Origin of the sequence: Rhizobium sp. BK661 (assembly GCF_024808825.1) — a bacterium.
In the GTDB taxonomy this organism is placed as follows: domain Bacteria; phylum Pseudomonadota; class Alphaproteobacteria; order Rhizobiales; family Rhizobiaceae; genus Rhizobium.
Genome location: NZ_JANTYT010000019.1, coordinates 43,106 through 65,657, shown reverse-complemented (window position 1 = coordinate 65,657; position 22,552 = coordinate 43,106). Strand labels below are relative to the sequence as shown.

Genomic DNA, 22,552 nt, shown 5'->3' with positions numbered 1-22,552 from the left:
GGACCTGCGATCGCGACTTGTCAGTCCTGCGGCCCTTAAGTGACTAGGAGATTGCGCCTGTGATTGCCCAGAGTCGAGCAAGATGCGGTGAGGCGCCGTTAGGAGGCGTTTGCCAGCGCCGTCCGAATCGCCTGCAGCAGTTCGCTCGGGCTGACAGGCTTCAGGAAGACCTTCATGGCACCCGAGCTTCGTGCGCGGTCGCCCGCCGCAACGTCGGTATGCGCGGTTATGAGGATGGAGGGAATGACCACGGACATCCCGGCAAGCCGATCCAGGAGATCGAGGCCCGAAATGCCTCCAAGCTGTATATCCGTCACCAGGCAAGTCGCCGTCTGCAATTCGTCGGAGTCGAGAAATTCCTCGGCAGAAGCAAACGACGCCGCGTTTATGCCCGATGCCCGCAGCAGTCCTCTCAAGGCATCTCGCACGGGTTCGTCGTCCTCGACACACACCACCAGCGAAGGCTTTGTCATTGCGATCATGGCTCAATCCTTGGCGCGGCCGAAAGGCTCGTTCAATTCCAGCAAGTCGTAGTGGCGCACCAGCTCCGGCAGCGTCAGCACATGCATCTTCTGCATCACGTTACCCCGATGGAGCTTCACTGTAGCCTCGGTAATGCCGAGGGCGGCCGAAATCTGCTTGTTCTTTTGACCCTCGACAACGCGGGCCAGCACTTCCTGTTCCCGCTTCGTCAGGGATTGGAAGTCGGCTCGTGCATTGCTAGCAGCCTGCTGCTTCAATGTGGTGCGGTTGTCCAGCTTCACCGCCTTGTTCACGGCGTCGAGAAGGTCCTGCTCGCGGACGGGCTTCGTCAGGAACTCAGCCGCTCCCGCCTTCATCGCCCGCACCGCGATCGGAACGTCGGCATGGCCGCTCATGAAGATAACGGGCCTTTGGAAGCCGCCTGCCCTGACCTCCTCGAAGAACTCGATACCGCTCTGGCCGGGAAGCCGGACGTCGAGGATCATGCATCCCACGCTCGTCAGCTTTCCCTTGGCCATGAAGTCGGCGGCCGAGGAGAATGCCGTCACGTTGAACTTCATGGAGCGCAGCAGGCCGACCAGCGACTCCCGTACACCGATGTCGTCCTCGATCACCACGATATGGCAGGCGCCGTCGTCGCGTGGCTTCTGATTCATCTGCTTTCCCCCGCAAACGGTATCGAGAATTCGAACACGGCGCCGCCGCCTGCTCTAGGCCGGGCAGACAGCGTGCCGCTGTGGGCACTGATGATCGACTTGGAAATGGCCAGGCCCATCCCAGTGCCCTGTTGCTTGGTGGAGAAGAATGCTTCGAAGATCCGTTCCGACGCAATGGGGTCGATCCCCTCTCCCGTGTCCTCGACCCTCACCACGACAGATCGCGAACCGTCCTCTTCGGCGGTGAGGTCGATCCTTCGCGCGCCGTCGTTGGCTCCGATGGCCTCGGCAGCATTCAGCATGAGGTTGAGAAGCACCTGCTGGAGCTGAACCTTGTCGCCGCGTATCGCCGGAATACCAGTAGAAACGGAGACGAAAACATCGATCTGGCGGATCCTGAATTCGGTGCGGAGCATCGTCAGCACATGGGAGATCACTTCCCCGATATCGACCACGCCCATGGATGGCCGTGAGTTCCGGGCCATGCTCCTGACGTTCAGCAGTACGTCGCCCGCTCTCTTTCCTTCCTCGACAAGGCGCTTGGCCGCAAGCTTGGCTTCCGCAACGTCGGGAACATCGCGGTCGAGCCAACTCAGACAAGTCGCGGCGTTCGTGACGATTGCCATCAGTGGCTGGTTCATTTCGTGAGCGATCGAGACGGTCACCGCCCCCATCGCCGTTAGCCTGTTCATCCGGACAATGTCTGCCTGCGCCTTCTGGAGCGCCTCCTCGCTCCTTACCCGTTCCGTGATGTCGATGATGGCACCGAACACTTCCGGTTCCTCCTCCGGGTTCGTCTCTACGCGTGTAACGCAGTGGACGTACCGGATCGATCCGTCGGGCAACTGGAGCCGATGCTCGATCTCCCATGGCTGGCGGTCGCGCAGGCCCTTGTCAAAGACAGCGGCGACCATTTCGCGGTCACTCGGATGCACTCGCTCTCTGATCACCTTCGAACTCAGCGCCATCGACGTATCGAAACCGTAGATGTTGTAGGTCTCCTCAGACCAGACGACCTCTCCCTTAGACGGCTTGATCCGGTAGCTGCCGACGTGGCTGAGCTTCTGGGCTTCTGCGAGCGATGCCTGCGCGCGCTGCGCGTCCTCCAAGGAACTTCGTATCCTCTCCTCAGCAAGGCGGGTCTCGGTCACGTCCACGATCGTGCCGATGTATGCGCGAGGAGACTGAACCTCGTCGAGGATGAGCCGCCCACGAGCATGTATGTATTTGACGGTACCATCCGGAAGGAGGAACCGATGTTCGACGTTCAGCTCCTCGCCCTGCAAGGCCCGTTGATGGGCTTCAGCGACCATCTGCCTATCGTCCGGATGGACGCGGGAACTTAGTGTTTCGAAGGTAATTTCGTTGGCATCGAGACCTACGATGCTGGCGCACTCGGGCGAACATGTGAACACGTCCGTCGCCATGTCCCAGGACCAGGTGCCCGTCTCGATGATACGCTGGGCGACTGCCATCACCAGCTGGCTCTGTGCCAGCTCGAACTCTATGCGCTTGAGCTCGTCAATATCGGTATTGACCCCGTACCATCTAATGACGTTGCCATCGTCATCCAGCAGAGGAACAGCACGCAGAACGAACCAGCGTGCCTCGCCGTCATGCCGGAGCATTCGAGCCTCGACGCCTCCTGGCTTGCCCGAGGTGCACAGATCCGTCCAGACCTTGATGACCTTGTCGACATCGTCAGGGTGAAATGCGGAGACGAAGCCGAAGCCGACTGCAGTCTCGCGGGTGAGCCCCGTGTATTCGAACCACTGCTTGTTGCCGTCCTCAAATCCTCCGTCCGCCGCCCCGATCCAGGCAAGGGCTGGTATCATGTCCCACCCTAGTCTGGGGTCGTCTGCCGCCCTGACCGCTGTAGGGGCGGTGTCAATCTGACCATGGAAATTGTTGGCGATTGCCGCGGCCGAGAATGCCGTCGCAAGCCACTCGAGATCTTCGACCCGTACAGGGGCCGCGCCGTCGGGCATTTCGAGATAGATCGCACCGTCATTCGGTTTCGGCAGAGCGACCGGGAGGCAGACGATCGAGTGCCTGTTCCTGCCCCGCCCCGTCGAGACAACCTCGCGCACCGTCGCTTCGTCGATGTCGAACGTTCCAAGCCTCCCGGATGACAACGCTACCGAAGAAGTGTCTGCCATTGCAGCCACCGTGAGCTCATTGCCCCGCCCTACGATGAGGAACCCGCGCCTTGCGCCGGACATCGCGACGGCAGCGCGCATGAATGGGCCGACGTCATGGGCGTCCGACCTGCGTGCCTCCACCGCTCCCGAGCCCTCGTCCATCAGCGACAAAGCTCCTTGTCTCTTCCGACGAGCCACTCCGCCAAATTGCTGTAACGTGGGGTACCTGAATCAGGCATTCGGAATCCCGGCGTTTGCAGAGATCCTCGGTACCCGAGGGTCGAGGATACGTTTTGCGAACTGTCCGAAGACTGCGCCAAGGCCTTCCCAGACGATAAGCTGGAGAATTGCCGACTGCGCCCGGAATGTAAATAGAAGGCTTTCCGGGAAGTCGCGCGGCACTTCCGAAGTATCCGGAAGGGCAGACACGAGGATCATCGCCATCGACGCGAAGGCCACCGCTGCGACTGGCACCGAGAACATCCCGCCGTGACTGCGCCGGATGCGGACGCCGATCCAGAAGGAAAGGGCCATCGAAACAAGGGATAGCAGGATTAGCAGGAAGTAGAGTTCTGTGCGACTGCCGATCGTCTCTGCGCTACCGATGCCAGGAGGATTGGCGGGATATTTCAACTGCGGGACGAGAACAAGCGAGACATATCCCAATGATGTCAGCGTCCACACAGTTGAGCGTGGCCCGAGGCCGAGCCGGCCGTGCAGGCATCCGAGGCCGATTGCCAGAATGCCGCCGAGCGCGACGCTGTAGCTTGCGATCCCCGTCAGGAGACCGAGATTGCGCTGAGTGGCCCGGCTGACGGTTTCCTCTTCCGCATGGCTATGATCGGCAGTGCTCCGTTCTTCGAGAACGATGGCCCGTTCGACGGTCGGTTCGGAAAACGCCCGCGCGAAGGCGAAGGACAGGAGCGCCACGATCAGGCCGGACAGCATTCCTGCGAGGAGAAGTCGCTGAAGCATCGCCGCACCTCAGTGACAGGGGAAGCCGAGGAGGTGACGGCCGTCGTGCACGAACTCGTGGACGGCGTTCCCCTGGACGAGTGATGTTGCGCCCTGCTCGGCCCCGACGAAATAAAGGGTCATGAGCGAGAGAAGCCCGACGAAGAGAACCCATGGAAGCAATTCGCCTGCGGTTAGCGGCACGGCAGGCGCCGGGTAAGTGACGATGTGCGTCATGGCAAGTCTCCTGAAGGATTTTGACGCTCACATCATGAGCAGGATCCCGAACGCGATCTTTCGTATTCGTTCGATGCCCGCCGCAAGTTCGAAAATCCGCCATCGCACGAATACGAAAGATCGATGCCTGTCTCCTTCGTACCCTCTTCGGTAATGCAGGAGGTAGCGATGAACCCCGTTCCCGGACAAAGGAAGATAGAAGGCGTTGTCCCCGCCCCCGCCGACTTGCCCCGGCTCCGCGTTGGACAGCGCGTCCGCGTCGGTAACCTGACTCCAGTCGGTCACTACCGCGTCCCCACGTACCTTCGTGGCAAGGAAGCCGTGATCGAGGCGATCATGTCTCCGAGGGCCGTCAACAACGAGGAGGAAGGGTTCGGACGGAACGCCGGATCGCTTGGCGTGTACTACAGGATCGCCGTTCCCATGACCGAAATCTGGAAGGACTACGCCGGATCGCCCGGCGACAATCTCCGCATCGAAGTCTTCGAAACCTGGCTGGAGGAACTCGACGATGACCGTCCATGAAGAACATGACCACGATCATGGCACCGAGCACGGGCACCCGCACGCGCCGATCGAAACAACCGAGAAGCCGGGCTACTACGATATCATGGAGCAAGCATTCCAAGAACTGATGATCGAGAAGGGCTACATCGGCGCCGACGAGATTAGACACCAGATCGAGGTTCTGGACTCCCGGAACCCTGCTTTGGGCGCCAAGGTCGTCGCTCGCGCGTGGACGGACCAGGACTTCAAATCACGCCTGCTCGAGAACGGCCGCACCGCTTGCGAGGAACTCGGCATCACCTTCTATGATCTGACGGAACTCATCGTTCTCGAGAACACACCGAAGGTCCACAATCTCATCGTCTGCACCCTCTGTTCCTGCTACCCGCGCCCAGTCCTCGGGCTGCCACCCGACTGGTACAAAGCGAAGCCCTACCGTGCCCGCGCGGTCTACGAGCCGAGAAAGGTACTGGCGGAGTTTGGGACGATCATCCCCGACGACGTGGAGGTCAGAGTGAGCGACTCTACGGCGATCCAACGCTACCTCGTGCTTCCGATGCGCCCTCCTGGAACTGAGGGATACAGCGAAGAGCAACTCGCCGCGCTCGTCACCCGGGATGCGATGATCGGCGTGATACCCGTCAATTCTCCGACCGAAGGAATAGCGGCATGACCGGAAGCGAACAACTTCTCAAGCGACTGCCGAACGACATCGGCGGGCTGGAAGCACCTAAGATCGAGCAGACCGATCACGAACTCCTCCCCTGGGAGAAACGGTGCCACGCGCTCGCCGACGTGCTCGATTTCCACAAGATCATCAACACCGAGGAGAAGCGCCGCGGCGTCGAAGCCCTAGGGTCGGAGATGGTCGGCAAGCTCACTTACTATGAGCGCTGGATCGCGGCCTTCGCCAACATCGCGTTTCAGAAGCGTCTGATAACGCCCGAGGAACTGGCCAGGCAGATGTCGGCCGTGGAGGATCGATGGAGGGCTCACTCCTGAAGCTCGTGCCCCCGCGCGCATCCCGCTGCTTCGTCGAGGACGACGCCAGCGCGCCGCTGGTCAGACGGTCGCTCGCCGAAGCCGTTGGCACGATGTTGCTGATGGTCGCCCTGCTGGGCGCCGGGATCGGCGGAAAAGCTGCGCCGATTTCGTCGGCCATGGCTATATCCGGCACGTTGATCGGACTGATCCTGGCTCTTGGCTCGGTGTCGGGCGGCCACTTCAACCCGGTCATAACCGTTCTTCAGTGGCGCGCGGGACAGCGCGGTCTCGAGTGCACGACCTGGTACGTGGCCGCACAGATCCTTGGAGGAACAGCAGGCGCCGTCTTGGTCGATCTCATGTTCGCGGTCCCACCAAGCCCACCGACTGGGGAGCTTCCGAATGCCGCCGCTGTCGTAAGCGAGGCACTGTCGACATTCGGGCTGATGATGGTCGTGTTCTGCAGCAGCCGTAGCACCAACAAGATGACCGGGCCTTTCGCAGTCGGCCTCTGGCTACTGGGCGCGATCATCGCCACACCGACCGGATCCATCGCCAACCCCGCCGTCGCCATCAGCCTGCTCTTGTCGCCGTCGAGCGCTTCGGTGACGGCAGTAGCCCTCTTCATTGCGGTGCAGTTTGCTGGCGGCGCATTGGCGTTGCGATGTGTCGACTTGCTCTATCCGTCCGCCGGACACTGATCGGCGCCCAGCAAGATCCCGAAGGAGAATGTGATGTCGAAAACGAAGCTAGCGGTCTCAGCACTTGTCATCCTCGGCACCTCTGCTGCCGCGACCAGCGGCCTGACAGGCGGCGCCTCGCCGATCTACGGAGTGAAGATTCCCAAAGAATATAGGGAATGGCGGCTGATCACAGTCGCGCACGAAGCTGGCAAGAACAACGACATCCGAGCGGTCCTCGGCAACGACATCGCGATCAAGGCATTTCGAGAAGGAACGAGGCCGTTTCCGGATGGCGCCATCATCGCGAGGCTCGCCTACGTCTACCAATCGTCTCCGGAGAACGACAAGGTCTTCCCGGCGCCGCAATCCTTCGTCGCCGGCGACCCGACCAATGTGCAGTTCTCGGTGAAGGATTCGAAGACATACGCCGACACGGGTGGCTGGGGCTACGGTCAGTTCGAGAATGGCGTCGCTAACCCAAGCGAGCCGCTGATCAAGAGCTGCTTTGCCTGCCACGTGAAGCTCGACGCATCGAAAGACTTCGTGTTCAGCCACTATTCGCCGTGAGGCCATCATGCCGAGCTAAGGAGGTTACCGTGAGAACGAAGTGCGTGATGACCCCTGCGGAGACGATGTCGGCGATCCGCGACATGTGGCAGTGCGGTCGCGTCGACGAGGCTGCCGCTCACTTCGCAGAGAACGGCGTGCTGCTGGTCGAGCCAGACAGGCACGCAGTCGGTCGGGCCGCGATAGGTGACGGCTTCGTTGGACTCGCGCGGCGCCTTCGCTTCCTGGTGGTCGACGACCGCGTCGTGATCCAGCGGGGCAATATCGCCCTTCACCATGCGCGATGGACTGCCCGCTACATCATAGATGGCGCGCCCTCCACGGAAGAAGTCAGTGGAACGACCGCGGACGTGCTCACTCTTCAGGCCGATGGTCGGTGGGTCGCCGTCGTCAACAATCCATGAGGAGGCGACGTCCTCGATGAGTAGGTTTCATTTCCACATTCGCGTCGCAGAAGTGATCGACCCAGATTACGAGGGCATCGAGATCCAGGCGAAGGATTGCGTAGCGGAAGCGATTGCGGTTGCCCGCCGTATTGTCGCCGAAGCAATCACCCTGGACGAGTCCGTTGGCGACATGACGTTTGAGATTACGGACTGCAACGGCAAGCTGGTAGCGGAGCTGCCGTTCCGTTGCTGCGCGCGGCTGCAGTGAGGCGGGCCGATACCCCAACTTTGGCGTATTGTCCGGACTGAGAGTGAAACGTAGGCGGTCGGTCTCACATTGCGGAGACACCGATGATCGACAGCCGTACTGCGGCCCTCCAGGCCATTCTGTTCAATGCTCTGAGTAACTAGAGCAGGCTTCAAATCTCGTCCGCACTAGGAGCTAGCCGTGAGGGGCATCTGTTGCCGAAAGGAAAGGCTGCCTAGCTAGGCTGAAAACAGCCAACTGGATCCCTATATCGGCGATTCAACAATTTCTGAAAGGACATCGGTCATGACACTGAACGGAAGCCTGCTGGTTGCGGGGAAGGAAGAGCGCGGCTCGAACAGCCAGTTCCACGCAACTGAGGCAGCGACCGGGCAGGCACTTCCTGTGTCCTTCGGCGGCGCGTCACCCAATCAGGTTGACGCGGCCGCGATGCAAGCGTGGGAAGCCTTTGCATCGTACCGTGAGACCGATCTCGAAAGCAGAGCTGCTTTCCTTGAGAAGATTGCTGCCGAGATCGAGGCAATCGGCGACGAACTGATCGTCCGCGCCATGTCAGAAACCGGACTACCCCGCGGGAGGCTTGAGGGCGAGAGGAACCGCACTACTGGGCAGCTTCGATTGTTCGCACGGGAAGTCCGTGCCGGGCGCTTCCAGGAACTCCGCTTCGACGCTGCGGATCCTTCTCGAACGCCCGTTCCTAAGCCCGACCTGCGGCTTCGCAACATTCCGGTCGGACCTGTGGCAGTCTTCGGCGCGTCCAATTTCCCACTCGCTTTTTCCGTTGCTGGTGGGGACACTGCGTCGGCGCTCGCCGCTGGCTGCCCTGTCGTCGTCAAGGCGCACTCAGCCCATCCGGGCACATCGGAACTGGTGGGGCGCGCCGCCCAGCGGGCTGTCGCCGCCAGCGGTCTTCATCCCGGCACCTTTTCGCTGCTCTTCGACACAGGCTTCGAGGTCGGTCAGAGGCTCGTCGCCGATCACAGAATTCGCGCCGTGGGCTTTACCGGATCACGTCGCGGCGGCACGGCGTTGATGGACATCGCGTCGAAGCGGCGGCAGCCAATCCCGGTCTACGCCGAGATGAGTAGCATCAACCCTGTCATTCTGTTTCCGAACGCGCTCGCGAGGAACGTCGAGGGCGTCGCGAAAGCCTTCGTTTCCTCGTTGATCCTAGGCGCTGGACAGTTCTGCACCAACCCCGGTCTGCTCCTTGCTGTAGATGGTGAAGCTCTCGATGCCTTCATCGCGAAGACCACAGAACTTCTCCCGGCAGTCGCGCCGCAGGCGATGCTTACCCCATCGATCGCGCGGACGTTCTGCGAAGGAGTAGCACGGCTTCGGGCCCATCCGGAAGTGCGAGCCGTCGCGTCGGGAAAGCCCGGCAGCGAGTTCGAGGGTGCGGCAGCACTGTTTGAGACGACATCGACAGCTTTTCTTGCTCACGAAGAGCTTCAGGACGAGGTATTCGGCGCCGCAGGCCTTATAGTTCGCTGCCCGGACCTTGCGGAGCTCGAGGCCGTCATCGATGCACTCGAAGGACAGCTGACGGTCGCGCTTTTCATCGACAACGACGACGAGGCCGACGCTGGTCGTCTCGTTCCAAAGCTTGAGATGCTCGCAGGCCGCCTGCTGGTCAACGGTTTCGGGACTGGAGTGGAGGTGTCTCCGGCGATGGTCCACGGCGGCCCCTACCCGGCCACCGCAGATGGCAGATCCACTTCCGTGGGCACGCTTGCTATCTACCGCTTCCTAAGGCCTGTCTGCTATCAAGATTTCCCGACCGGGATCCTGCCTGGTGCGCTCAGGGATCAAAAAATCTGAGGTAATCGAGCGACGCCGATCCGAACCTTCGAACCTCCTGCACGTTGAGGCGCAGGAGGAAGTCCCCATGGGTTCTGAAAAGGAAGGTTCGAAGTCCGACGGTCGGGAAGTGGCACCCATCGGAGCGGCCCTGACGCCCGGTCTGATTCCGTTCTGGTCGCCGAAGTGGAAGGGGTTTGCGACAAGTCGCCAGTCTGTCTGGGGGTCATGTCCCGCCCCGCCCCCGGCTCCAAAATCTTGAAGTGATTAACCGGATCATGGTCAGTAACCGCGCGCTATTTGCCAGGCGCTGTACGGAGCTCAGTCTAACAGCTTGCGAATGGCCATAATCCCCTTCGCGGTATCTGACCAAGATTGGCGCCATATTAGCAGGCAAACACCGAGCACAGTGGCCATCGCGAATGGAATTGGTCCAAGAAACCAGAACGCCGCCGCCACAGTGAAGTAATAGGAGCGGACGCCGACGCTGAACGATCGGAGTGCCGGGTTGAGGACCATCGTCAGCGCTTCCGTCCATGCCGCGATATCGCGCTCCTCCTGCCGCGATGGACTGGCGCCGATTGCGGCAAGACAATAGTTGAGCTGCCGCACAGCCCAGATGAAATCGGACAGCCCACGCAGAAGCGTCGCGATGATCAGCAGGACTTTCGTCTGGAACAGCCATGCGGGATCCTTGGCCGCGAACATTGCGATGAGACCGTTTCCGTTGCCGTAGTTCGGCTCCATGAAGAGCGCGCCGCTGAGGCCGACGATGATGATCAGGTTCGCGGATCCGAAGAAGGACGCCGAGTTGATCGTGTGCCCCAGGATGGCGGCGTCGCCGATGAAGTTGTTGTCGCGGGTCAAGGTCTCCCGCATCCACGCAGATCGCACGCGGACCATGTCGACTGAAAGGCTGTCGTTGGGCCGCGGCCAGCCCAATGCCATCAACGGCTCGATTGCAATCCAGACCAATATGAAAAAGGCGATCGCAGCTATATTGAGCGCGTCCATGAGGTTCCCCGGCCGAGTTTGTCGGCACCCTATCGCGGGTGTCGGTTTTCTCCAAGAGACGCCCCCTGGCCGAAGCACTCGCCGCTATGGTTGCTCGCGCGTACCTGACGCCGCCTCGCGCTGATCGGCGTCGATGAGGTCGGCCGGAACGAGGAAAGTGTCGGTGTGCTCGCGAGCAGCTTCCCGAAGGGCTGCAAGGCTGGGCACGTCGTCGCCCTCGAGGATATCGAACTCATGGAGGATCTCGTGTTCGGCCTGAAGCCAATGGTCTTCGTGCCGATTTTCCGGGCTGCCCTCGGCTTCCCAGATTGAGTAGGCGCGAAGCCGGATCCGTTCGGTAACACAGACCACTCCGACCATTCGGGCGGATCCTTGTTGGGATGGATTTGATGCGTCGACCGCTTCTCGCGGCGCGGTTGCTCTGGCTCACTGTCCTTAGCTCGCTCATAGGTCATAAAATACCGAGAACTTAATATCACTTGCACGGCAGTATTTCGAAAGTGAGCGATCGCTAGCAGTTCAGGCACAGGTGAAGCGTGCTGACAAGTACGGCGACAAGCATGGATACTCTTCATGGCATCCCTCGAAATCGAAACGCAGAAATTGGCGAGAGGGACGAACATGTTGCGCGGAGACCTTTCTGCGCAGTGCGCCCAGTCAGTCGCTGGAATGCCAACGTCTAGCGTGATTCATGGGCACCGGGCACGCTACCAGGATGCCTATCATCGCCTGAGATTTCAGCAAGAAACTTATTTTGAGAAGACATCGCCAGCGAACCCGATAGGCTCATACCTGTGTACGGGAGTATCTGATATGAACTTGAAATACCGCGCTGTCGAATATCCTTCCGATTGGCAAAGCATTGCCATGGCGCTAACAATGCCACTGGCAATCGCCGCGGTTTCGTTCGGATGTCAGTTCTTCCTATAGAAGCGTTACTGGCGTCCACTCGTGCAGTGCACGTGAATCCGTTCGGCCATAGTATCCGCTGGTGCCCATCCTCCTGCGTCAGCCCGATGACACCCGCCATATCCGGTTCCCGACGCGCAGGGATAAACGGCAGTTCCCTCCGTCTTCGCCAGTCGCCATTTCGACAATGCTGACGAGCGCGCCCCGCTTCATGTGATGTCGCATGGCACCCTGTGATAAACCGAACCTCGACGCGACTTGCTCGGCGTCAACGACAAAAGTCGCCGCCCATATCCCGAATGATCTTCACGTTGCCTACCCGCCGGTGGGGTCTCAGATGCGGTCCTGAAACGGGATTTCCGCCGTATGCTTCCAGTTTACGACATCATTGCCACGGATCCGAATACGCTCATAGGGTCCGATCGTGCGCTGTTTCAATTTCGCAGCCGCTATTTCACAGATCGGTCCAATGCTCTGCTGCAACCGGCACTCGTCTGCCCTGCGGGGCGACGCAAATTCCAGCAATGCTTCGCGTTCGACGATGACGGTTCGCTGCTCGCCTTCATTCTCGAGAAGAACGACACCACCGTCTCCAGAGGATTTCAGAAATGCTGTGAGAAACCTGACAGACATGTTCGCGCTCCTTGAACAAGTATTGACCCGTCATACTTCAGAAACGGGCCAAGCTCTCGGGGCTCGGGAACGGGTCGTAACCGAGCGGTTTAGAGAGTAGCTCACATCACGCAGAAGTCTTTGAGCGAGATCAAATACGGACCGAAAGGCGCTAAGAACGGTTGCGTGGCGCAGAGCTCGCCGAGTAAGCAATTGAAGTTGGCGACCGACCTCCGCGAGCCGTGCCCCCAATTTGCCGGCAGGTCCAGAGGCTTGCCAAATGGTTATCGCGATTAGGCTCGTCACTGCTCCAGGATCATTCGGACCAGTTCGGCATGATGCGCCGCTGCGACGTCTGGATGTGATCGAAGCCTGCTTTTAAGTTGATTGATCCCAACCTCGCGGAAGATCGCATTCAACGGATCGACTGAAACTCCGCGCTCGGACCGTTTCAGCTCATCAGGTAGCTCGATGACCGGTATCGTTGCATCCGGTCGGGATCCCAGGAAGAACGCCACCGAAAAGCGCTCGACACCAGGCGGCGGGGCGACCACCTCATGAACATCCGCGCGCACGAACCCGTTCGTCGCGAGTTCCAGGAGTTCGCCAGTGTTGATCACAAATGTATCGGCCACCGGCGGCGCACTGACCCACTCCCCGTCCTCGGCACGAACACGCAAACCCGGCGTCGTGTCCTGCAGCAGCACCGTAACGAAGCCGCCGTCCTTGTGCGCGCCGACGCCCTGATCGGTCTCCGCGACATCCCGTCCCGGGTAGCGAATGATCTTGAGGAGCTGAGACGGCTGAGGTTCATAGATCTGCGCGAAGACGCCCTCGGGCTGGTCCAGTGCCGCGGCGATAGCCCTGAGAATGTCGATGCCGATGCGCGTTACTTCCGCTTGGTACGCCAGAAGAAGCGGCCGTAACTCGGGTAGCGCTTCCGGCCACTGGTTCGGCCCCTGGAGCCACTTCCATGGCGGCGAGTCCGGTCCAATGTCAGCTGCGACGGCTTCGGTGTTGATGTCGAGTTGTTCGCGCCAGTCCTGCGCACCACGCGTGCGTTCCTGCCCGGCTCTATTGTAGCCCCGGAAGTGCGGCGACTTCAGCATTTCGATCTTGAGCTTCTCCTCCATTGGGAGCGCGAAGAAACGCTTCGCAGTCGCTAAGACGTCCCCGATAAGCTCTGGATCAACGCCATGCCCTTTGAGGTAGAAGAAGCCATGGGCATGCAGAATGTGGCGGAGATCTGCGATGAAGGCCAGGCGCTCGCCGGGACCGGCGTGGAATTTCGAAGGTCCAATGTTGGCAACATGGCCGAGGGCGCGACTGGAAAAGCTGTCGTCATTGCGGTTCCTGAAGATGGCTTCAGGTGATCATAGGCATAATGCGCACCGCGGGAACGGTGTAACCTGCGCCAGGCGCACCGTTTACGGGAAAACCATTTCGCAAGCGTAGCTTGAAGCGAAACAAATACGCGAGCAGGGGATCGGAGACCTAAATTAGATGCCGGCTTCGACAAGCTGCTCGGCTCGACGAGCAACGCCGCTCAAGCCGCCTCGGTCCCAGGTGTTCACAGGTGGCGCTATCACGACCGACCGAGCATTCACCGAAAAGCAAGCGCCTTTTAGCGACGGCCTCCGCTGAGCGCCAACCGGCGGCTTCGACTCGAGTGAGGATGTTTTGCCAGCAGCGCCCGACGAACCAAAATCATACATCAGCGTTTCCCCCCTAAAGGAGACACAGATGCGCCTGTACCGCCATGATCAGACTACTCAGAGCTTTCACCAGGACATGGTCGATGAGCGGGTGGCGGAAGCTAATCAATTCATTGATCAGTTCCTGCTTTTCATAAGGGATAACGAGATCGGAAATGATCTCATCGATGAGATCGAGTTGCCCATTGCGAAAAGCATGCTCATCTCGGCATTTAGAATTTCCATTGCCGCCGAGCGCAGACCTGATATTCGCGCACTGCTCATCAAGGCGGGTCTGACCCTTGCTCAATATCGTTCCGGCCTTGGAAATCGCATTACAATGAAAAGCGTAACCCCGCATGGTCGCTTACGGCAGCCGCAATCCCACGTCTTCGAACAGCGTTTGCGTCGGGCACTCGTGGCTGTCGCCGCCGAACGAATTCAGCTTGGCGACCGTTTTCAGCGCGCGTTTGTCGAATCCTTCCACTGACAGCGTCGGCGCGTTGTCGCAGATTGGCCGTTGGGACTATTTCTCAATCTTGCCCTGTACGGAGGCCGCGACCAGCGGAAGTGCCGCCGTTAAAAGCGGGCCGAGCGGCAAAGACCTGATCAGCCTCGTTGCGATGAACGTGCCCGCCATTGCTCCCGCGAGCTTTAACCACGGATATTGCCCGAGCTGGGCATGAGCACTGGCATCCGCCCACTCTACACGAGATTTGACGACGGTCTCGGCTTGCGCAGTAATGACATGAAGCCGACCTCGGAGATGTTCGATCTCCTGTCGAAGAGCATAAAGATCGGCTTGCACATCGTCAAACGGGCGGCTTGTTTGAGCCGTCGCTTCATCGTCAGCCATAGCCAGAGCTTCCAGCTCCGCAAGATGCGCCTGGAGCTCTTCCTCGGTGTCGGAACCAGCCGGCTGTGTAGGAGTGCTTAGTGGCATTATGATGGATCCTGTAATCGCATATTGCCGACAAAGGACAAGTCTCATGGCCGCCCCTGGTCGTTGCTGACCTCAAGTTGAATTCAACTCAGAAAGGACCTCGCTACGTTAACGCCTTATGACGCGCATGGCGAGCGACACGACAAAGAGAACCAGGAAGATGAAGAACAGGACCTGAGCGATCGATGCGGATGCACCAGCAACCCCGCCGAAGCCGAGCACGCCTGCAATCAATGCAACGACCAGGAATACCAGAGCATAGTACAGCATTTCCACCTCCGTCATTCTGATCACAAGGAAACTGTGCGGAAGGCGATTTGGTTCCGGCGAAGCAGCACTGCGAACCCGACCTAGGCTGCGGCCATCAGGCGACGGCGAGTGAAAACGCTGTCCCCGTCTCTTGGCCTTGGCGGCTCGGCTGGGGGCCTTTGAGAAGCTTTAATACGTCTGGAAAGGACAACATCACACCAACTCGCCGCGAGAAGTGCCGAAATGACAAGGAGATTCCTTAAGGGGGCCAGTCGTCGGGCGAACGCTGGCTGCGTTCATGCAAGATCTTGAGAACTCGCGACGCCCCCTGAAGCATCGGTTGATCGACAAAATGATTAATGAAAACCACGTCGCGCTCGTCGGTCCACGCGCTACCCACACCAGCGAAATCCGGCATGAACGTGGCGCAGCCCTGCTCTTTTCGCCGGACAGCGCGTGGTTCCATATGTCTTGACGCAATGACCGAACTATGGGGCCATTCCCGGGCCAGGTCGACGCGCTTGCGCTAAGGATTGGCCAAGCGCAGCCAGCCCCACTACCGCTCCGTGGGCAAGCGACCGATTGCTTCTGTCAGAAACGGCACGCTGACGGGCTCGCGTGAACGAAACTTGGTCTCCCCCTGGGGATCGATCAGCACTGCCTCGAATTCCTCGGGCGACGGGCCATCGAGATCGTGGCGAACCTCGTCCGCTTCTATCTCCATCACCTGGTCGAGACTGGTAAAGACACCGCCGCCGGCCACCCGAACGATGGCGATATCATGCGCGGAAAGCGCATCCTGTTGGTTTTCCAGCAGTTGTTCCTGCACCTCGGGTCGATCATCGTCCCCACCTTCGAAGAGGACAAGGACGTAGGAGGTGTTGCGGAACGCCAGAAGGCTGGGGCACGGATCGGTCGCGACAGGAGGCGCTCCGATGATCTCCCGAATAAACGATTTCAGCATGTCGTGCCTATTTAAAGCCGATAGCTCTGCGCTAGTGAGAAACGCGCTCCGGCTTTCCCTTTCGCTTCGTCGAGGCGAATTCTTCGAGCTGTCGCTCACTCATGCTCTCGACCATTTCTTTGGAAGCTCCCTTGAGCCGGCTCTTCGGTGCCTGACCACGCTTGGCCGCGAGGGCGGCGCCAGCTGCTTTCTGCTGGGCTTTGGATTTGGCGGGCATTCGTGTTCTCCTTTGCTGACCGGAATAACTTGCCTGCCGCGGCAAAGGTTCCCTTTGGATATCGGCTAGCCGGCGGAACCAATTACAATGTGCAATCGTTGCTCCTGACGCTCCCGAAGTCTCCGTCACCCTCCCCAGGCAATCATGGATAGTATTATGGAAAACCAGGCAGCGGATGTTGTTCTCGCGACGCGCACCGCATTCAATCAGGCAGCTGCGCTCGCAGTCACATACGGATTTTCACTTCTCGGTGCCATCGTACTGCTGGTCGGCGGCTGGATTCTGTCAGGGGTCATCAGCCGTTCGGCATACCGCGTCATCTCGAAGATCCACGGAATCGACGAGACGCTGGCGCGCTTTTTCCAGAACCTCCTGAATTACGGACTACTCGTCCTGGTGTTTGTCACCGTCCTTGGCCAATTCGGCGTTCAGACTGCCTCGATCATCGCTGCCCTCGGTGCTGCGGGCCTTGCTATCGGCCTCGCCCTACAGGGCACGCTGCAAAACATCGCCGCAGGCATCATGCTTCTCGTGCTGCGGCCTTTCCGGGTCGGCGAATATATTGAGACAGGCAGTGTCAAAGGTTTTATCCGCGAGATCGGGCTCTTCGCTACGGAGATGAAGACGACGGACGGTCTCTACCTCATGGCTCCAAATTCGACGCTATGGAACACGCCGATCGTCAACCACAGCCGCGAGCCAAGCCGTCGCCAGGAGCTGTCAATCGCCATCGGCAACGATGCCGACCTTAGGACGGCCAAACAGGCGGTCATGAGGATCGTTTCATCCGACAAGCGCGTGAAGACGCAACCGGCCCCGCGCGTGTTCAGCGATGACCTGACGACAGAGAAGACCGTCCTCAAGATCGAATATTGGGCAAACACGCGGGAGTGGACCGAAACGCGCTATGATATTATCGACCACTTGAAAGCCGGCCTCGTCGAGGAGGGATTTCTATAGAGTAATATTGCCGGCTGGCTGGCGCATAACCGGCGGCAAACTTCGCTCCGCCTATAAGCCAAGACCGCCAGCGAAGGGGCCCTTATGGAAAAGGGCTCACTGGATGGCTAGGCTTCGGGGTGATCAACATTACTACCCGCTTGACGCCAAACCTCTCTGCTGCTCGTGCGACAATGCGAAAGCTGACATCCCAGGGCCGAGCAATTGGATTGTTGGCGGAATTTACTGGCAGTCAATGTGGGTAGGTCAATGTTTCCTGATATCGAAAGACCTGCGGGGCTCAGAGCAGTGCTTCAGGTGACGCAGGCTGGAATTCGACTGTTCCGCCATCCTCGACGCTGTTGCCCAGCCATCGCTCGTCATTGAGCCAAGCAAGTTCGTGATGGTTCGCTGGTTCCTGTCGCGCGCCACCCCCGTCCTCCATGGAAAGGGCAGGATCAAGCGCTGGTTCGGGACCAATACCGACGTCACCGCGACCCAAAAGCTGGAGGATTTCAAAGCCTGGTCATCAAGGAAATCGGCCATCGCGTAAAAACAGTCTGTCGCTGGTTTCAGCCTTGCTCAATCTCCAGGCGCAGAAATCCGGCGAAACCTCGCGTGCAGTTCTGCGTGATGCAGCCTCACGGGTCCATGCCGTAGCAACGGTACATGATCAACTGTTTCGACAACGAGATGCCCGTGAGATTGATCCGGAGCCATTCCTTTCCAACCTGGCCGGGGCGCTCGGCACGACCGGGCCCAAGCACGGGACTGTGGTCAACGTTGAGCCCGCCACAATAACGGCGGATGCTGCAATCCCGGTCGGCCTGTTCGTCAACGAGCTCATCACAAAGGTGAGGAAGGAGAGGTGTGGGTTCACGGAGAGCGTGTTGATAGCAATCAATACCGTCTGCAAGTCAGGGACCGGGGTATCGGTCTTCCGAGTGATTTCAATATAGCCGCAATCAGCGACAGCCTTGGAAATGAAGCCTGTAACCGGTCTTGCCAAACAACTCGGTGGTGAACTCACCGTTGAAGAGAGCCAATCCGGGCGCTAGGCTTACACTATTGTTTCCACTCAAGCCGCCAATGGGCAAATAGCTGTTTCTGCGCTTGGTGGTATTGCCGAAGTGATCGGCGGTGAATGCCATGATCCTTCGTCTTGGGATGGTAGTGCCGAAGGCCAAGGCAGCTTCGCCTCACAACAGGTGTCTCCGGCTTAAGGGGCGACGCCGCCAGGTTCATCAACGCACCTCTGCTTGCTACGGCTCAAAAACCCGAGCAAACATTCTGTCCTGGAGATGTGCTGCGCCGACGATAGACGCCGCGACAGCTATCGCGCGCTCTCGGTCAGCCGAATTGTTGATATATCCCTCAAGCAAAACAACAGGACCAATCATTTTGACGGTAATAGACGAGCTGTCGAGTTCGAGATCGGCCGACAGCGCGGCTTGCACAGATGCGATCGTCGACGCCGAGCTGTGACCGCTCGCGCAATGCTGTTCATGACTGAAGCTGTCCGAGCCGAAGTTCATGGTCGAATTCCTTTCTCTATCCTCTATGAAAACAGCCGAACGATCATTAAGTTCTAATATAGGACTTAAGTCCGAGGGCTCTTGTCCGGGAACAAGCTCTACCTCGACAAGTTCTTCCCTTGCGACGCAACCGCCATGCGTTGCCACCGGCTGTCTTCCCCCCAACGGCAGCCGCAAGGAGCCCGGCTTACCGGGTTCAATTTGAAGAGTCTGGAACAAACGTCGCCAGACTTGGTTTCAATGCGTTACGATCTTGAAGTCAGTCGCGACCTGCAGCCACCTTCGCTCCCAGATGAATGCGGACAGTTAGTTGTTTGGGACAATCGTCGAAGCGATCTGCCGGTGGTCGGGTCGAACGATCCCCGCGACTTGCGCTGATGGTCCGGTGCTGACAGGGACCCAAACCCGTGCTGAGCTTGCTGCTTGACCAGCGTTCATGACCAGAGCGCCGACGATTGCTGCCATTGCAATCAGGATGACAACCAGCGGAAAGGCGACGCCTGAGGGTTTATCTTCGGGATAAATCATTCCTCAACTCCTGCGGCACCCGCTACGCTGGCACCGATGACGATCGACTGGCTTTGGGTTTTTGAAGAAAAAAGGGCGGCTTGCGCCGCCCAGAGGTCACTGAATGACCTGGATGACCTTCCGCGAAGAAGGTTCCACGATGACGCGTTCGTCATTGACGATTGCGTATGCGTACTTCGGGTTCTCGGGAACCGGGGTTACGACAACCGTTTGCGGCAGCGGCTGCCCGACGACTACCTTCTCTTTCACCACGACACGCGTGGAAGGAGCCGGAGCCTGCTGCACATAGGTTACGACCTGCTGCGGCGGCGGATCAAGAACGGTACCTGCAACGCCACCGACAATGCCGCCGACTGCTGCGCCGACTGGGCCGCCGACAATGGCGCCCGTTGCTGCGCCACCGACTGCACCTGTTACCGTGGACGACTGCGCAAACGCGCCCGTCGATGCCATGAGAACGCCGGCGGCGATACCTATTGCTTTGATATTCATCATCAAGTCCTCCTTTTGGAAGCGGGTTGTTCCGCTGCAAAAAATAACTTCCAGATGATGAGACGGTTCCGAAAATAGGACTTCAGTCGATCGATGTAAGACCTTGGTCCTATAGGCGGCTCCGTGCATGTTTAGATTTTCGTCAGCACCGGAGCCCTGCCTCCATCTTTGTTCAACATTCAATGTTCCCGCTAAGCGTAGTTCTTCAAGCTGACGATCTAGCCTTTTGCTCGGGCGCGACCTCCTGCCCGATCGCCCATAGGAACGCGGCCATTTCCCGAGCAATGGCCGTGATCGTTAGACCTTCGGCTTGCCTGCCCCCATCAGCTTGCGATACCGCGCGCAAAGCCTCAGCTGACCTTTCCACGCAATCTCTCGAACTGTTCTTGGTAATCCCTCCAGCCGCACCTGGATCCCCGAGCTTACACGTGCAGGAAAGCGATATGTCCAGGCGCCTGTTGCCCGCTTTGGTGATCCTGCCACGCTTGACCCGGTCGCCGGTTGAGCTTTCCGACGGCACAAGGCCGAGATATGCCATCAATTGAAGAGGATCGTCGAAACGGCGGACATCGCCGATTTCTACCACAAAGGTGACCGCCGTCATCAACGCGACGCCACGCATGCTTGGTAGGCGGCCACAACCGGGGCCATCGACCGGGACGCAGTAGTCTCCACCACCAGCTTGGTCAACCGATCCACACGCACGCCGGCATCTTCGATGGCTTGGCAATATTCCGCCAACAGGATGTGGTGAGCGGGATGATTGAAGGTCTGGCGCGCCAGCCATCTTGTATGGGCGCGCGTCCATGGGGTGCGACCGGTATAGATCCGGCCGTGACGCAGCAGAAAAGACTGGAGCTGCTGGCGTGCCTGCTTCAACGCGCTGTTGGCAGCCTCACGAGCCCGTACGAGGTCGCGGATCGCCTCATGAGCTTCATCCGGAACCCAGACCGCGGTCAGTTCCCCCGCCCGGTGCAGGCGTGCCAGACTGACGGCATCGCGGCGGTTGGTCTTCACCCGATCGCCCGCTCGCTGGGGCACCAGCGACGGCGCCACCACCACGCAGTCATGCCCAAGTTCGATAGGCTTCATTCCTTCCGGATCGGCCCAAGAGCTGCTACGGATCACGCAGCGCGCCCGGTCGCTGCAGGGTGTTTTCGAGAAGACACGACTGATCGACACATGTCGCGGCACGTCCAGTCGGGTTGCCGTTTCGGGCAGGACCCGGAAAGAGACCTTCACACACTATCGCCACAACGTGAAGACAACGAGCCTTATTGCGTACCATAGAAATTCAGGGCTGCACTGGCGTCCGTCAGGACGAGGAAGACAATCATGTCGTTAGATTAAGGGATTTTACGATACGGAGAGGTCCCTAATTCCCTTTCGAACAAGCAAAGCGGATATCAAGCCTTCGACATCGTCGAGAAAGGGGATTTATAATGGCTGACGCTTTGGGAACTTCTATCGCCCTGCATCGCCTACCAGAAGTGCTGACGGCAGAGCCCGCAAGGCTCCGGGCCCTGGCCCACCTTCTCCGCTTCCGCCGCGAGCAGGACATTTACGTCCAAGAAGAGCGCACCGACACCTGGTACCGTGTCGTTTCGGGGTCAGCCTGCAAATATCTGATGAGTACAGAGGGGCGCCGGCAGCTCGTCGACATCTACCTGCCGGGAGATCTCTTCGGATTTACTGCCCGTCTTCACCACAGATTTGCTGTCCAGGCCGTCACTGACGGGACACTGATAGCCTGCTACCCGCGCCACCGTGTAGAGGCTCTCGCCGAAGAGGACGCGGAGACGGCACTCGAAATCAGAAACCAGATCGTCGAAGCGCTGGAACGGTTGCAGGAGCAACTTCTGGTGACCACCACGATGACCGCACAGGAAAAGGTCCGGGAATTTCTGTTCTACTTTCACCGACGGCTTTCAGTGGCGACTGGCCATGGTCTCGCGTTACCCATCTCGCGCTACGATATCGCCGACATGCTCGGGATCTCCGCCGAGACAGTCTGTCGGGCCTTTAGGGACCTGCAGGAACGCGGCGTTATCTCGCTGCGGGGGCCGCGAAGCATAAGAATCAATCGAATGTGAGGTAATCCAGATGGCCGAGGAGGACGACCTAGAAAGGCGTGTCATCCGTGAGGTGGCTGCCGTATTCCATCGAGAGGAGATCCTCGAAGACGCGGTGCAGGCACTGCTTCACGCAGGATTTGATCGCTCCGACATCGACATCATGGGCGATATCGAAACCGTCCGCCGGCGCCTGGGTACGCTTTACGTGCCTTCCGAAGAAATCGCCGACGTCCCAGGCGCACCGCGTCGCGCTTACGTCACCCGCGACGATATCACTACCGCCACCGCCAGCATTGCTGGCATGCTATTCTATCTGGGCGCCGCCACGGCGGCCATCACGGTCGTTGCCTCGGGCGGAAGCTTGGCGCTGGTTGCCGCCGCAGCCGCGGCCGCTGGGACCGCCGGCGCCGGCATCGGAGCGGCGGCGATCCACCATCTCGGAAAGAAGCAGGCAGAAGACTTGGAGCTTCAGCTTATGGCGGGAGGCATTGTGGTTTGGGTGCGCGTTCAAAATCGCGAAATGGAGGAACGAGCACAGGAAGTCCTGGCTAAGTCAGGCGGTGATTCCATCCGCGTGCACGAAATCGAGATCGAAAAGCGACTGGACGATCTCCCGCTCTCAAAATTCAATCCCGACCCATGGCTCGGTAACGAGCCGCCCGCCCGCCAATGACCGAATTGGTTTGAAACTGACGACCGTCAGGGCCGGACGCCC

33 protein-coding genes and 1 pseudogene are annotated in these 22,552 nt (G+C 59.4%); 15 read left to right on the top strand and 19 right to left on the bottom strand.

Translation table 11 applies throughout. From position 1 onward, the window contains the following. Window positions 1-98: 98 nt before the first annotated feature. The 5 genes from FHX16_RS25775 to FHX16_RS25755 all read right to left on the bottom strand — a co-directional run bounded on the left by FHX16_RS25775 (window position 99) and on the right by FHX16_RS25755 (window position 4,471). Window positions 99-482 (bottom strand): response regulator transcription factor, encoded by a 384-nt coding sequence (locus tag FHX16_RS25775; RefSeq protein ID WP_113163030.1) that lies wholly within the window; start codon window positions 480-482, stop codon window positions 99-101. A gap of 3 nt (window positions 483-485) precedes the next feature. After that, complete coding sequence (locus FHX16_RS25770; RefSeq protein WP_259131101.1) at window positions 486-1,139, bottom strand: response regulator transcription factor; 654 nt, start codon at window positions 1,137-1,139, stop codon at window positions 486-488. Next, window positions 1,136-3,442 carry a PAS domain-containing protein gene (locus FHX16_RS25765; RefSeq protein WP_259131099.1) on the bottom strand — a complete coding sequence of 769 codons (2,307 nt, stop codon included), beginning with the start codon at window positions 3,440-3,442 and terminating at the stop codon, window positions 1,136-1,138. Before FHX16_RS25765 ends, FHX16_RS25770 begins: the two co-directional genes overlap by 4 nt. Window positions 3,443-3,511: 69 nt before the next feature. Further along, window positions 3,512-4,255 carry a CbtA family protein gene (locus FHX16_RS25760; protein ID WP_259131097.1) on the bottom strand — a complete coding sequence of 248 codons (744 nt, stop codon included), beginning with the start codon at window positions 4,253-4,255 and terminating at the stop codon, window positions 3,512-3,514. A gap of 9 nt (window positions 4,256-4,264) precedes the next feature. Next, the gene (locus tag FHX16_RS25755; protein WP_183758879.1) at window positions 4,265-4,471 is read right to left on the bottom strand and encodes a CbtB domain-containing protein; all 207 of its coding nucleotides are present in this window, start codon (window positions 4,469-4,471) and stop codon (window positions 4,265-4,267) included. A gap of 168 nt (window positions 4,472-4,639) precedes the next feature. Between FHX16_RS25755 and FHX16_RS25750 the strand changes: the two genes are divergently transcribed. The 8 genes from FHX16_RS25750 to FHX16_RS25715 all read left to right on the top strand — a co-directional run bounded on the left by FHX16_RS25750 (window position 4,640) and on the right by FHX16_RS25715 (window position 9,687). Continuing rightward, window positions 4,640-4,996 (top strand): nitrile hydratase subunit beta, encoded by a 357-nt coding sequence (locus tag FHX16_RS25750; RefSeq protein WP_259131094.1) that lies wholly within the window; start codon window positions 4,640-4,642, stop codon window positions 4,994-4,996. Further along, window positions 4,983-5,651, top strand: coding sequence for a nitrile hydratase subunit alpha (gene nthA / locus FHX16_RS25745; RefSeq protein WP_183864782.1), 669 nt, complete (start codon window positions 4,983-4,985; stop codon window positions 5,649-5,651). The genes FHX16_RS25750 and nthA overlap by 14 nt, the downstream gene beginning before the upstream one ends. Then, entirely contained in the window at window positions 5,648-5,980 is a 333-nt protein-coding gene (locus FHX16_RS25740; RefSeq protein ID WP_112643342.1) for an SH3-like domain-containing protein, read from the top strand. The genes nthA and FHX16_RS25740 overlap by 4 nt, the downstream gene beginning before the upstream one ends. Then, window positions 5,962-6,663, top strand: coding sequence for an aquaporin (locus FHX16_RS25735; protein WP_183758873.1), 702 nt, complete (start codon window positions 5,962-5,964; stop codon window positions 6,661-6,663). The genes FHX16_RS25740 and FHX16_RS25735 overlap by 19 nt, the downstream gene beginning before the upstream one ends. 33 nt (window positions 6,664-6,696) lie before the next feature. Beyond that, on the top strand, window positions 6,697-7,212 hold the full coding sequence (locus tag FHX16_RS25730; protein ID WP_405049320.1) for a cytochrome P460 family protein: 516 nt from the start codon (window positions 6,697-6,699) through the stop codon (window positions 7,210-7,212). Window positions 7,213-7,241: 29 nt separating this feature from the next. Next, complete coding sequence (locus tag FHX16_RS25725; RefSeq protein ID WP_259131089.1) at window positions 7,242-7,616, top strand: nuclear transport factor 2 family protein; 375 nt, start codon at window positions 7,242-7,244, stop codon at window positions 7,614-7,616. Window positions 7,617-7,632: 16 nt separating this feature from the next. Then, entirely contained in the window at window positions 7,633-7,866 is a 234-nt protein-coding gene (locus tag FHX16_RS25720; RefSeq protein ID WP_183864779.1) for a DUF6894 family protein, read from the top strand. Window positions 7,867-8,151: 285 nt separating this feature from the next. After that, entirely contained in the window at window positions 8,152-9,687 is a 1,536-nt protein-coding gene (locus tag FHX16_RS25715; RefSeq protein ID WP_259131085.1) for an aldehyde dehydrogenase (NADP(+)), read from the top strand. A 300-nt stretch (window positions 9,688-9,987) separates the two neighbouring features. On the opposite strand, the gene FHX16_RS25710 is transcribed toward FHX16_RS25715, so the two are convergent. From FHX16_RS25710 to FHX16_RS25695, 5 genes are all read right to left on the bottom strand, one after another. Then, window positions 9,988-10,680: a DUF599 domain-containing protein gene (locus tag FHX16_RS25710; RefSeq protein ID WP_183758863.1), complete on the bottom strand. Its 693-nt coding sequence runs from the start codon at window positions 10,678-10,680 to the stop codon at window positions 9,988-9,990. Window positions 10,681-10,764: 84 nt separating this feature from the next. Further along, the gene (locus FHX16_RS25705; RefSeq protein ID WP_259131082.1) at window positions 10,765-11,040 is read right to left on the bottom strand and encodes a DUF2934 domain-containing protein; all 276 of its coding nucleotides are present in this window, start codon (window positions 11,038-11,040) and stop codon (window positions 10,765-10,767) included. Between the two features lie 648 nt (window positions 11,041-11,688). After that, the gene (locus tag FHX16_RS31665) at window positions 11,689-11,883 is read right to left on the bottom strand and encodes a DUF6522 family protein (protein WP_405049322.1); all 195 of its coding nucleotides are present in this window, start codon (window positions 11,881-11,883) and stop codon (window positions 11,689-11,691) included. Window positions 11,884-11,922: 39 nt separating this feature from the next. Next, complete coding sequence (locus FHX16_RS25700) at window positions 11,923-12,222, bottom strand: hypothetical protein (RefSeq protein ID WP_259131080.1); 300 nt, start codon at window positions 12,220-12,222, stop codon at window positions 11,923-11,925. A 281-nt stretch (window positions 12,223-12,503) separates the two neighbouring features. Next, window positions 12,504-13,502, bottom strand: a complete 999-nt coding sequence (locus tag FHX16_RS25695) for an isopenicillin N synthase family oxygenase (protein WP_259131142.1) — start codon at window positions 13,500-13,502, stop codon at window positions 12,504-12,506. 442 nt (window positions 13,503-13,944) lie between these two features. Here FHX16_RS25695 and FHX16_RS25690 point away from each other — a divergent pair, with 442 nt between their 5' ends. Further along, the gene (locus FHX16_RS25690) at window positions 13,945-14,385 is read left to right on the top strand and encodes a hypothetical protein (RefSeq protein ID WP_259131078.1); all 441 of its coding nucleotides are present in this window, start codon (window positions 13,945-13,947) and stop codon (window positions 14,383-14,385) included. 36 nt (window positions 14,386-14,421) lie between these two features. Here FHX16_RS25690 and FHX16_RS25685 read toward each other — a convergent pair whose 3' ends face one another. Beyond that, complete coding sequence (locus FHX16_RS25685; protein WP_405049319.1) at window positions 14,422-14,751, bottom strand: hypothetical protein; 330 nt, start codon at window positions 14,749-14,751, stop codon at window positions 14,422-14,424. A gap of 195 nt (window positions 14,752-14,946) precedes the next feature. Next, complete coding sequence (locus FHX16_RS25680; protein WP_183758856.1) at window positions 14,947-15,108, bottom strand: DUF1328 domain-containing protein; 162 nt, start codon at window positions 15,106-15,108, stop codon at window positions 14,947-14,949. Window positions 15,109-15,385: 277 nt separating this feature from the next. Between FHX16_RS25680 and FHX16_RS25675 the strand changes: the two genes are divergently transcribed. After that, window positions 15,386-15,562 (top strand): hypothetical protein, encoded by a 177-nt coding sequence (locus FHX16_RS25675; protein WP_183758854.1) that lies wholly within the window; start codon window positions 15,386-15,388, stop codon window positions 15,560-15,562. Between the two features lie 81 nt (window positions 15,563-15,643). On the opposite strand, the gene FHX16_RS25670 is transcribed toward FHX16_RS25675, so the two are convergent. Together FHX16_RS25670 and FHX16_RS25665 are read right to left on the bottom strand one after the other, a co-directional pair. Continuing rightward, on the bottom strand, window positions 15,644-16,051 hold the full coding sequence (locus tag FHX16_RS25670; protein ID WP_259131075.1) for a DUF4174 domain-containing protein: 408 nt from the start codon (window positions 16,049-16,051) through the stop codon (window positions 15,644-15,646). 31 nt (window positions 16,052-16,082) lie between these two features. Beyond that, window positions 16,083-16,268 (bottom strand): DUF3008 family protein, encoded by a 186-nt coding sequence (locus FHX16_RS25665; protein WP_183758851.1) that lies wholly within the window; start codon window positions 16,266-16,268, stop codon window positions 16,083-16,085. Window positions 16,269-16,424: 156 nt separating this feature from the next. Between FHX16_RS25665 and FHX16_RS25660 the strand changes: the two genes are divergently transcribed. The 3 genes from FHX16_RS25660 to FHX16_RS25650 all read left to right on the top strand — a co-directional run bounded on the left by FHX16_RS25660 (window position 16,425) and on the right by FHX16_RS25650 (window position 18,166). Next, a complete protein-coding gene (locus tag FHX16_RS25660; protein ID WP_183865004.1) occupies window positions 16,425-17,228 on the top strand; it encodes a mechanosensitive ion channel family protein in 804 nt (267 codons plus the stop codon). Window positions 17,229-17,610: 382 nt separating this feature from the next. After that, a complete protein-coding gene (locus FHX16_RS25655) occupies window positions 17,611-17,760 on the top strand; it encodes a hypothetical protein (RefSeq protein WP_183758847.1) in 150 nt (49 codons plus the stop codon). After that, window positions 17,720-18,166 carry a sensor histidine kinase gene (locus FHX16_RS25650; RefSeq protein ID WP_259131140.1) on the top strand — a complete coding sequence of 149 codons (447 nt, stop codon included), beginning with the start codon at window positions 17,720-17,722 and terminating at the stop codon, window positions 18,164-18,166. Before FHX16_RS25655 ends, FHX16_RS25650 begins: the two co-directional genes overlap by 41 nt. Window positions 18,167-18,172: 6 nt before the next feature. On the opposite strand, the gene FHX16_RS25645 is transcribed toward FHX16_RS25650, so the two are convergent. The 5 genes and pseudogenes from FHX16_RS25645 to FHX16_RS25625 all read right to left on the bottom strand — a co-directional run. Continuing rightward, entirely contained in the window at window positions 18,173-18,358 is a 186-nt protein-coding gene (locus FHX16_RS25645) for a hypothetical protein (RefSeq protein ID WP_259131072.1), read from the bottom strand. A gap of 111 nt (window positions 18,359-18,469) precedes the next feature. Next, window positions 18,470-18,742 carry a BON domain-containing protein gene (locus FHX16_RS25640; protein WP_183758843.1) on the bottom strand — a complete coding sequence of 91 codons (273 nt, stop codon included), beginning with the start codon at window positions 18,740-18,742 and terminating at the stop codon, window positions 18,470-18,472. A gap of 306 nt (window positions 18,743-19,048) precedes the next feature. Beyond that, the gene (locus FHX16_RS25635) at window positions 19,049-19,270 is read right to left on the bottom strand and encodes a hypothetical protein (protein WP_183758953.1); all 222 of its coding nucleotides are present in this window, start codon (window positions 19,268-19,270) and stop codon (window positions 19,049-19,051) included. 96 nt (window positions 19,271-19,366) lie between these two features. Further along, window positions 19,367-19,762 carry a DUF1236 domain-containing protein gene (locus FHX16_RS25630; protein WP_183758945.1) on the bottom strand — a complete coding sequence of 132 codons (396 nt, stop codon included), beginning with the start codon at window positions 19,760-19,762 and terminating at the stop codon, window positions 19,367-19,369. A gap of 205 nt (window positions 19,763-19,967) precedes the next feature. Next, window positions 19,968-20,836, bottom strand: a pseudogene (locus FHX16_RS25625) (IS110 family transposase); the annotation flags it as partial. 368 nt (window positions 20,837-21,204) lie between these two features. Between FHX16_RS25625 and FHX16_RS25620 the strand changes: the two are divergent. Together FHX16_RS25620 and FHX16_RS25615 are read left to right on the top strand one after the other, a co-directional pair. Beyond that, window positions 21,205-21,855, top strand: a complete 651-nt coding sequence (locus tag FHX16_RS25620; protein WP_259131068.1) for a helix-turn-helix domain-containing protein — start codon at window positions 21,205-21,207, stop codon at window positions 21,853-21,855. 10 nt (window positions 21,856-21,865) lie between these two features. Continuing rightward, window positions 21,866-22,510: a hypothetical protein gene (locus tag FHX16_RS25615; protein ID WP_183758839.1), complete on the top strand. Its 645-nt coding sequence runs from the start codon at window positions 21,866-21,868 to the stop codon at window positions 22,508-22,510. Window positions 22,511-22,552 lie beyond the last annotated feature (42 nt).